Source organism: Streptomyces sp. NPDC048291 (genome assembly GCF_043201715.1).
Classification (GTDB): domain Bacteria; phylum Actinomycetota; class Actinomycetes; order Streptomycetales; family Streptomycetaceae; genus Streptomyces.
Genome location: NZ_JBICZC010000036.1, coordinates 1 through 4,833, shown reverse-complemented (window position 1 = coordinate 4,833; position 4,833 = coordinate 1). Strand labels below are relative to the sequence as shown.

Annotated in this window: 5 protein-coding genes; all 5 read right to left on the bottom strand. The window is 72.6% G+C overall.

What is annotated here, in order from left to right; genetic code table 11:
• The coding region (locus ACGF5O_RS48925; protein ID WP_393816425.1) for a lactate utilization protein C at positions 1-590 on the bottom strand (590 nt) is incomplete at its 3' end.
• Positions 587-2,065 (bottom strand): LutB/LldF family L-lactate oxidation iron-sulfur protein, encoded by a 1,479-nt coding sequence (locus ACGF5O_RS48920; protein WP_393816424.1) that lies wholly within the window; start codon positions 2,063-2,065, stop codon positions 587-589. The genes ACGF5O_RS48925 and ACGF5O_RS48920, both read right to left, overlap by 4 nt.
• The gene (locus ACGF5O_RS48915; RefSeq protein WP_393816423.1) at positions 2,062-2,817 is read right to left on the bottom strand and encodes a (Fe-S)-binding protein; all 756 of its coding nucleotides are present in this window, start codon (positions 2,815-2,817) and stop codon (positions 2,062-2,064) included. The genes ACGF5O_RS48920 and ACGF5O_RS48915 overlap by 4 nt, the downstream gene beginning before the upstream one ends.
• 121 nt (positions 2,818-2,938) lie before the next feature.
• Positions 2,939-4,402, bottom strand: a complete 1,464-nt coding sequence (locus tag ACGF5O_RS48910; protein ID WP_393816422.1) for a rhamnulokinase family protein — start codon at positions 4,400-4,402, stop codon at positions 2,939-2,941.
• A partial coding sequence (locus ACGF5O_RS48905; protein ID WP_393816421.1) for an SDR family oxidoreductase occupies positions 4,399-4,833 on the bottom strand: 435 nt, incomplete at its 5' end. The genes ACGF5O_RS48905 and ACGF5O_RS48910, both read right to left, overlap by 4 nt.

Below are 4,833 nucleotides of genomic sequence, written 5' to 3'. Positions count from 1 at the left end.
ACCCCCTCGACCCGGTCCAGCTCGATGTCACTGGTGGCCGAAGGGCCGGAGATCCAGGTCAACGGGCGGGCCGGGTCGAGCCGTTCGAGGGCCTGGGGCACGGAGGACACGACCTGGTCCGGGACCCGTACGACACAGATGTGGTGGTCGGGGACGAGGGTGAGCCGGCGGCGGCCCTGGTCGGGGCCGCCGTCCAGCACGATCGTGCCGGTCTCGGCGATCGCCACCGCACAGCCGGTGACCACGCTGCCGACCCGGTCCAGTTCGTGCGGGGTGCTCCCGGCACTGTCCGCGACCTGCTCGGCCTCGGTCGCCGCGAGCCACCCCGGGGGGAGCCCGGTGGGCACGGCCACCGACCTCGAACCGCGCTCGGCGACCAACCGCCCGATCGTGGCGGCCAGTTCGCGGTCCGTGCAGCGGTGCACGAGCGCCCGGTAGTCCGCCAGGTTCTCGGCGAGGAGGTCCACCGTCTCCGCGATGCTCCGCTGCCCGTGCTCGCGCAGGTACGCCCGCTCGACCGGCGGGTCCTCGTCCCGTACCCCGTCCAGTGCCCGCCGCACCCGGCCCAGGATCCGCTCCCTGCTGCTCACTTGGCTCCGCCCTTTCCGCCGCCGGTCCGCTGCCACCAGTCCCTGAACGGCTCCGCCGGTACGGCGGGCAGGTCCCGGGTCGCGGTCCACGCCCGGCCGGGGCCCGGCAGCGTACGGGGATGCAGGCGGCGGCTTCGGGACGCGAGCCGCTGGCCGGTGCGCAGGGCGGCCGGGTGGGAGAACGCCCAGCGGGCCGCACGCATCGCCGCCCGTTCGGCCGCGTGGCCCTTGGCAGGCTTGAGCAGCACCTTGTTGCCGTTCCGGACCGCCTCGCCGCCCTCGACGACCCGTTCGCGCAGGTGCACCAGTACCTCGGGGATGTCGATGGCCACCGGGCAGACCTCGTAGCAGGCCCCGCACAGCGACGAGGCATACGGCAGCGAGGCGTCGATCTCGCTCGCGGTGCCCCGCAGCTGCGGGCTGAGGATGGCGCCGATCGGGCCCGGGTAGACCGAGCCGTAGGCATGGCCGCCGGCCCGCTCGTAGACCGGGCAGACGTTCAGGCAGGCGGAGCAGCGGATGCAGCGCAGGGCCTGGCGGCCCACCTCGTCGGCGAGGGTGTCGGTGCGGCCGTTGTCGAGCAGGACCAGGTGGAAGGTCCGCGGGCCGTCGCCGTCGGTGGTGCCGGTCCAGGTGGAGGTGTACGGGTTCATCCGCTCGGCGGTGGAGGAGCGGGGGAGGGTCTGCAGGAAGACCTCCAGGTCCCGCCAGCTCGGCACGGTCTTCTCGATGCCGACGACCGAGATCAGCGTCTCGGGGAGGGTGAGGCACATCCGGCCGTTGCCCTCGGACTCCACGACGACCAGGGTGCCGGTCTCGGCGACCATGAAGTTGGCGCCGGAGATGCCGACCTTCGCGCGCAGGAACTTCTCCCGGAGGTGGAGCCGGGCCGCCTCCGCGAGCTCGGCCGGGGTGTCGGTGAGGCCCTCGGGCGCGGGGCGCCCCCACTCGCCCATCTCCCTCGCGAAGATGTCCCTGATCTCACCCCGGTTGCGGTGGATGGCGGGGACCAGGATGTGCGAGGGCCGGTCGTGGCCCAACTGCACGATCAGCTCGGCGAGATCGGTCTCGTAAGCCCGGATGCCCGCGGCCTCCAGAGCTTCGTTCAGGCCGATCTCCTGGGTGGCCATCGACTTGACCTTCACGACCTCCGACTCGCCGGTCGCCCTGACCAGTTCGGTGACGATCCGGTTCGCCTCGTCGGCGTCGGCGGCCCAGTGGACCGTGCCGCCCGCCGCCGTCACCGACTCCTCCAACCGGACCAGATAGCGGTCGAGATGACGGAGCGTGTGGTCCTTGATCTGCTTGCCCGCCTCGCGCAGCGCCGACCAGTCCGACACCTCGGCGACGGCCTTGGCCCGCTTCGCACGGATGGTGTGGGTGGCATGGCGCAGATTCCCGCGCAGGGTCCGGTTATTGACGGCCTCATGCGCGGCGGCCGGAAAGGCCGGCATCCCTACGAACGTCCCGCTCATACGGCCGGGTCCTCCTCGGTGCTGGCCAGGATCTCCGCGATGTGCACCGGCCGCAGCCCGCTGCCGAGCCGGGTCATGGTGCCGCCGATGTGCATCAGACAGGAGTTGTCGGCCGCGCACAGCACCTCCGCGCCCGTCGACTCGGCGTTGCGCACCTTGTCCGTACCCATGGCCGCCGACACGTCGGAGTTCTTCACCGCGAACGTGCCGCCGAACCCGCAGCACTCCTCGGCGCCCGGCAGTTCCGCCAACTCCAGCCCCCGCACGGCCTGGAGGAGGCGGCGGGGGCGGTCGGCGAGCCCCAGACTCCGCAACCCGTGGCAGGTCGGGTGGTATGTGACATAGTGCGGATAATATGCCCCGACGTCCGTCACCCCCAGGACGTCCACCAGGAACTCCGTCAGCTCGTACGTCTTCGGCACCACCGGCGCCAGCGCCGCGGCCAGCCCGCCGCCGCGCCCCTCCGCCCGTGCCCGGTCGCCCATCCTCGGATACAGCTCCCGCACCATCGCGCCGCACGACCCGGACGGGGTCACGATCGCCTCGTACTCACCGAATACATCGGAGAAATGCCGGGCCAGCGGCTCCGCCTCATGACGGTATCCGGTGTTGTAGTGGGCCTGCCCGCAGCAGGTCTGCGCCATCGGGAAGTCGACCTCGACGCCCAGTCTGGTCAGGAGTTTCACCACGGCGCGGCCGGTGTCCGGATAGAGCGTGTCGTTGACGCAGGTCAGGAAGAGAGCGACACGCATCGCGGCTCCTAGAGGTCGATCATCGGATGAGTGCAGACTAATGGGCCGGTTCGGTCTGGGGGAGACCCGGTCACGGTGTGGCGGGGCGGGAGTCGTCCCCGACCTACCGGCCGCCGCCCCGTCAGCGGGCGGCCAGTCGTGCCTCGGCCGCCTCCCAGCGGGCGGTGCCGCCGCGTGGCGCGTACCGGGTCAGCGGCTGGGTGCGGGTGAGCAGCCGCCGCATGTCGGCCAGATCGCCGACGACACCGTGCGCACGAGCCTGGGCCAGCGCGTTCCCGAGGGCCGCCGCCTCCGCCGGCCCCGCCACCACCGGCAGCCCGCAGGCGTCGGCGGTGAGCTGGCAGAGCAGCGCGTTGCGGGTGCCCCCGCCCACCACGTACACCGTGTCCACCGGGTGGTCGGCGAGCCGTTGCGCCTGGGCGACCGCCCGCCGGTGGGCCAGCGCCAGCGAGTCGAGGATGCACCGGGTGATCTCGCCTGGCGTCCGCGGCACCGGCTGCCCGGAGGCCCGGCACGCCTCGGCGATCCGCTCCGGCATCCGCCCGGGTGCCAGGAACCCGGCGTCCCCCGCGTCCACCACCGAGCGCAGCGCCGGCACGCCGGCCGCCTCCCGCAGCAGCCCGCCCAGGTCCGGGTCGCCCCAGGCCCGTACGCACTCCTGGAGCAGCCACAGCCCCATGATGTTGCGCAGATAGCGGACCGTGCCGTCGAGCCCCAGTTCGTTGGTGAAGTTGGCGGCCCGGCTCTCCTCGGTCAGCACGGGCTCCGTCAGTTCGAGCCCGGCCAGCGACCAGGTACCGGTGCAGATGTAGGCGAACCGTTCGCCGAGCGCCGGTACGGCGGCCACCGCCGACGCCGTGTCGTGCGAGCCGACCGCGGTCACCGGCACCGGCCCGGTCAGCCCCGTCTCCTCCAGCACCCCGGGCAGCAGCATCCCCGCGGGATCCCCGGGCCGCCGCAGCGGAGCGAACAGCCCGAGGTCGATCCCCAGCCGGTCCGCGACCTCGTACGACCAGTCGCGCGTCCTGGGGTCGATCAGCTGGGTGGTGGAGGCATTGGTCAACTCGGTGCCCTGCTCGCCCGTCAGCCAGTACGACAGCAGGTCGGGGACGAGCAACAGCCGCTCGGCATGGGCGAACTGGGCGCCCGACCGGGCGGCGACCAGTTGGTAGAGGGTGTTGAAGGGCGCGTACTGGAGCCCGGTGCGGGCGTACAGCTCCGCCGCCGGCACCGTCGCCCACACCTTCTCGGCGACACCCTCCGTGCGGGTGTCCCGGTAGTGCACCGGGTTGCCGAGCAGCGCCCCGTCGGCGTCCAGCAGGCCGTAGTCCACGGCCCAGCTGTCGATACCGACGGAGCCGAGTGCTCCACCGCAGTGCGCGCCTGCCGCCCGCAGACCGTCCAACACCCCCGCGTACAGGGCGAGTACGTCCCAGCGCAGCCCCTCGGGAACCCGCACCGGCCGGTTCGCGAACCGGTGCGCCTCGGTCAGCTCCAGCGAGTCCGGCCCCACCCGCCCGACCATGACCCGCCCGCTGGACGCGCCCAGGTCGACCGCCGCGTACGCCTTCACACCACCGCTCATCGCAGGAACGCGGCCGCCACACCCGCGTCGACGGGCACGTGCAGTCCGGTGGTGTGGGTGAGTTCGCCACCCGTCAGCGCGAACACCGCGTTCGCCACGTGCTCGGGCAGCACCTCGCGCTTGAGGATGGTCCGCTGCGCGTAGAACTCACCCAGCTTCGACTCCTCCACCCCGTACACGGCGGCCCGCTGCGCCCCCCACCCCCCGGCGAAGATCCCCGACCCGCGCACCACGCCGTCCGGGTTGACCCCGTTGACGCGGATGCCGTGCTCGCCCAACTCGGCGGCCAGCAACCGCACCTGATGCGCCTGGTCGGCCTTGGTCGCGGAGTACGCGATGTTGTTCGGACCGGCGAACACGGCGTTCTTCGAGGCGATGTAGACGACGTCCCCGCCCAGCCCCTGGGCGATCATCACCCGCGCCGCCTCCCG